The following is a 1,246-nucleotide window of genomic DNA, read 5'->3' on the forward strand; positions in this document are numbered from 1 at the left end:
TGAGGTGAGCCCGCTGTAGTGGTCCAGTCGTTGTGGGACTCTGTTGCCCGAGTGCTCGGGCAGGAAGAATCACCAACGACATGGCAACGAATAAGCGCCGGCGGCACACCCCGGACCAGATCATCCGCAAGCTGGCCGAGGGCAACAAGCTCCTCGGGACCGGCCAGGAGCTGGGCGAGGTGTGCCGGCACCTGGAAATCGCCGAGTCGACCTGGCACCGCTGGCTGGCCCAGTACGGCGGCATGAAGGCCAACGAGGCCAAACGACTCAAAGAGCTCGAGGCCGAGAACACCCGCCTCAAGAAGTTGGTCGCCAACCAGGCCCTCGACATCGACATGCTCAAGGAGATCTCGGCGGGAAACTTCTAACCCCGAACCGCAAGCGCTGCGCCGTCAAGGCGCTGCGCGACCGGTTCGGGGTGTCTGAGCGCCGCGCCTGTACGGTCGTTGGTCTGCACCGTTCCACGATGCGCCTGCAGCCGCCGCCGATCACGACCGAGGAAGCAGAGTTGCGTGACTGGCTGCGCCGGTTCTCGGTGGACCGGCCTCGCTGGGGGTGGCGACGGGCGGCGAAGATGGCCCGCCGAGCGGGCTGGCAGGTCAACAACAAGCGTATCCGCCGGCTGTGGCGTGAGGAGGGCCTGCGGGTCCCGCAGCGCCGCCGCAAGAAGCGGCTGACGGGCATCGGCGTCGCCGTGGGCGCGATGTCACCGATCCGTCCAAATATCATCTGGGCGATGGACTTTCAATTCGACACGACCGCCGATGGCCGCGGGTTGAAGATGTTAAACGTGATCGATGAGTTCACCCGTGAGGCGCTCGCGATTGAGGTGGATCGCAGCATCGATGCCGGGCGTCGTCGATGTGTTGGATCGCTTGGCGCTCATGCACGGGGCGCCACACTACGTCCGTTTCGACAACGGTCCCGAGTTCGTGGCGCACGCGGTGAGCGATTGGTGTCGATTCAACAGTGCCGGTTCACTTTTCATCGATCCCGGCTCGCCGTGGCAGAACGCCTGGATCGAGTCGTTCAACGGCCGGCTACGGGATGAACTGCTCAACTCGTGGCGCTTCGATTCGCTGCTGGAAGCCCGTGTGATCATCGAGGACTGGCGCTGTGACTACAACGCCAGCCGGCCCCATTCCGCCCACGGAGAGCTCACCCCATCGGAGTTTGCCCTACAGTGGGCCACGGCCCACCAACCGAAAGTCGCATAGCGACTGGACCACCAAACGGGTCCCCGTCA

Annotated in this window: 1 pseudogene; it reads left to right on the forward strand. The window is 64.5% G+C overall.

From position 1 onward, the window contains the following. The first annotated feature begins 80 nt into the window (after positions 1–80). Positions 81–1,217 (forward strand): annotated as a pseudogene (locus tag M1248_RS33260) (IS3 family transposase). Positions 1,218–1,246: the final 29 nt, after the last annotated feature.

Origin of the sequence: Mycobacterium sp. 29Ha, from assembly GCF_032883055.1 — a bacterium.
In the GTDB taxonomy this organism is placed as follows: domain Bacteria; phylum Actinomycetota; class Actinomycetes; order Mycobacteriales; family Mycobacteriaceae; genus Mycobacterium; species Mycobacterium gallinarum.